Genomic DNA, 3,030 nt, shown 5'->3' on the forward strand with positions numbered 1-3,030 from the left:
CAGTGTGGAAGATTAAGTTATTAAGGGCGCACGGTGGATGCCTTGGCACTAGAAGCCGATGAAGGACGTTACTAACGACGATATGCTTTGGGTAGCTGTAAGTAAGCATTGATCCAGAGATTTCCGAATGGGGAAACCCAGCACAAGTTATGTTGTGTTATCGACATGTGAATACATAGCATGTTAGAAGGCAGACCCGGAGAACTGAAACATCTTAGTACCCGGAGGAAGAGAAAGAAAAATCGATTCCCTGAGTAGCGGCGAGCGAAACGGGAAGAGCCCAAACCAATAAGCTTGCTTATTGGGGTTGTAGGACACTCTATACGGAGTTACAAAGGAATATATTAGACGAATCATCTGGAAAGATGAATCAAAGAAGGTAATAATCCTGTAGTTGAAAATATATTCTCTCTTGAGTGGATCCTGAGTACGACGGAGCACGTGAAATTCCGTCGGAATCTGGGAGGACCATCTCCTAAGGCTAAATACTCTCTAGTGACCGATAGTGAACCAGTACCGTGAGGGAAAGGTGAAAAGTACCCCGGAAGGGGAGTGAAAGAGAACTTGAAACCGTGTGCTTACAAGTAGTCAGAGCCCGTTAATGGGTGATGGCGTGCCTTTTGTAGAATGAACCGGCGAGTTACGATTTGATGCAAGGTTAAGCAGGAAATGTGGAGCCGTAGCGAAAGCGAGTCTGAATAGGGCGTTGAGTATTTGGTCGTAGACCCGAAACCAGGTGATCTACCCTTGGTCAGGTTGAAGTTCAGGTAACACTGAATGGAGGACCGAACCGACTTACGTTGAAAAGTGAGCGGATGAACTGAGGGTAGCGGAGAAATTCCAATCGAACTTGGAGATAGCTGGTTCTCTCCGAAATAGCTTTAGGGCTAGCCTCAAGTGATGATTATTGGAGGTAGAGCACTGTTTGGACGAGGGGCCCCTCTCGGGTTACCGAATTCAGACAAACTCCGAATGCCAATTAATTTAACTTGGGAGTCAGAACATGGGTGATAAGGTCCGTGTTCGAAAGGGAAACAGCCCAGACCACCAGCTAAGGTCCCAAAATATATGTTAAGTGGAAAAGGATGTGGCGTTGCCCAGACAACTAGGATGTTGGCTTAGAAGCAGCCATCATTTAAAGAGTGCGTAATAGCTCACTAGTCGAGTGACACTGCGCCGAAAATGTACCGGGGCTAAACATATTACCGAAGCTGTGGATTGTCCTTTGGACAATGGTAGGAGAGCGTTCTAAGGGCGTTGAAGCATGATCGCAAGGACATGTGGAGCGCTTAGAAGTGAGAATGCCGGTGTGAGTAGCGAAAGACGGGTGAGAATCCCGTCCACCGATTGACTAAGGTTTCCAGAGGAAGGCTCGTCCGCTCTGGGTTAGTCGGGTCCTAAGCTGAGGCCGACAGGCGTAGGCGATGGATAACAGGTTGATATTCCTGTACCACCTAGTATCGTTTTAATCGATGGGGGGACGCAGTAGGATAGGCGAAGCGTACGATTGGATTGTACGTCTAAGCAGTGAGACTGAGTGTTAGGCAAATCCGGCACTCATAAGGTCAAGCTGTGATGGGGAGAGGAAATTGTTTCCTCGAGTCGTTGATTTCACACTGCCAAGAAAAGCCTCTAGATAGATAACAGGTGCCCGTACCGCAAACCGACACAGGTAGTCAAGATGAGAATTCTAAGGTGAGCGAGCGAACTCTCGTTAAGGAACTCGGCAAAATGACCCCGTAACTTCGGGAGAAGGGGTGCTCTTTAGGGTGTAAGCCCAGAAGAGCCGCAGTGAATAGGCCCAAGCGACTGTTTATCAAAAACACAGGTCTCTGCTAAACCGTAAGGTGATGTATAGGGGCTGACGCCTGCCCGGTGCTGGAAGGTTAAGAGGAGTGGTTAGCTTCTGCGAAGCTACGAATCGAAGCCCCAGTAAACGGCGGCCGTAACTATAACGGTCCTAAGGTAGCGAAATTCCTTGTCGGGTAAGTTCCGACCCGCACGAAAGGCGTAACGATTTGGGCACTGTCTCAACGAGAGACTCGGTGAAATCATAGTACCTGTGAAGATGCAGGTTACCCGCGACAGGACGGAAAGACCCCGTGGAGCTTTACTGTAGCCTGATATTGAAATTCGGCACAGCTTGTACAGGATAGGTAGGAGCCATTGAAACGTGAGCGCTAGCTTACGTGGAGGCGCTGGTGGGATACTACCCTAGCTGTGTTGGCTTTCTAACCCGCACCACTTATCGTGGTGGGAGACAGTGTCAGGCGGGCAGTTTGACTGGGGCGGTCGCCTCCTAAAAGGTAACGGAGGCGCTCAAAGGTTCCCTCAGAATGGTTGGAAATCATTCATAGAGTGTAAAGGCATAAGGGAGCTTGACTGCGAGACCTACAAGTCGAGCAGGGTCGAAAGACGGACTTAGTGATCCGGTGGTTCCGCATGGAAGGGCCATCGCTCAACGGATAAAAGCTACCCCGGGGATAACAGGCTTATCTCCCCCAAGAGTTCACATCGACGGGGAGGTTTGGCACCTCGATGTCGGCTCATCGCATCCTGGGGCTGTAGTCGGTCCCAAGGGTTGGGCTGTTCGCCCATTAAAGCGGTACGCGAGCTGGGTTCAGAACGTCGTGAGACAGTTCGGTCCCTATCCGTCGTGGGCGTAGGAAATTTGAGAGGAGCTGTCCTTAGTACGAGAGGACCGGGATGGACATACCTCTGGTGTACCAGTTGTCGTGCCAACGGCATAGCTGGGTAGCTATGTATGGACGGGATAAGTGCTGAAAGCATCTAAGCATGAAGCCCCCCTCAAGATGAGATTTCCCAACTTCGGTTATAAGATCCCTCAAAGATGATGAGGTTAATAGGTTCGAGGTGGAAGCGTGGCGACACGTGGAGCTGACGAATACTAATCGATCGAAGACTTAATCAAATATATGTTTTGCGACGCAAAATCAATTTTACTTACTATCTAGTTTTGAATGTATAACATTCACTTGTCTGGTGACAATGGCAAGGAGGTCACACCTG

1 rRNA gene is annotated in these 3,030 nt (G+C 49.4%); it reads left to right on the plus strand.

What is annotated here, in order from left to right:
* Positions 1 to 10 precede the first annotated feature (10 nt).
* A 23S ribosomal RNA gene (locus tag HMPREF3267_RS06930) occupies positions 11 to 2,932 on the plus strand.
* Positions 2,933 to 3,030 lie beyond the last annotated feature (98 nt).

It is taken from the genome of Staphylococcus sp. HMSC62D11, assembly GCF_001839145.1.
Lineage (GTDB): Bacteria > Bacillota > Bacilli > Staphylococcales > Staphylococcaceae > Staphylococcus > Staphylococcus lugdunensis.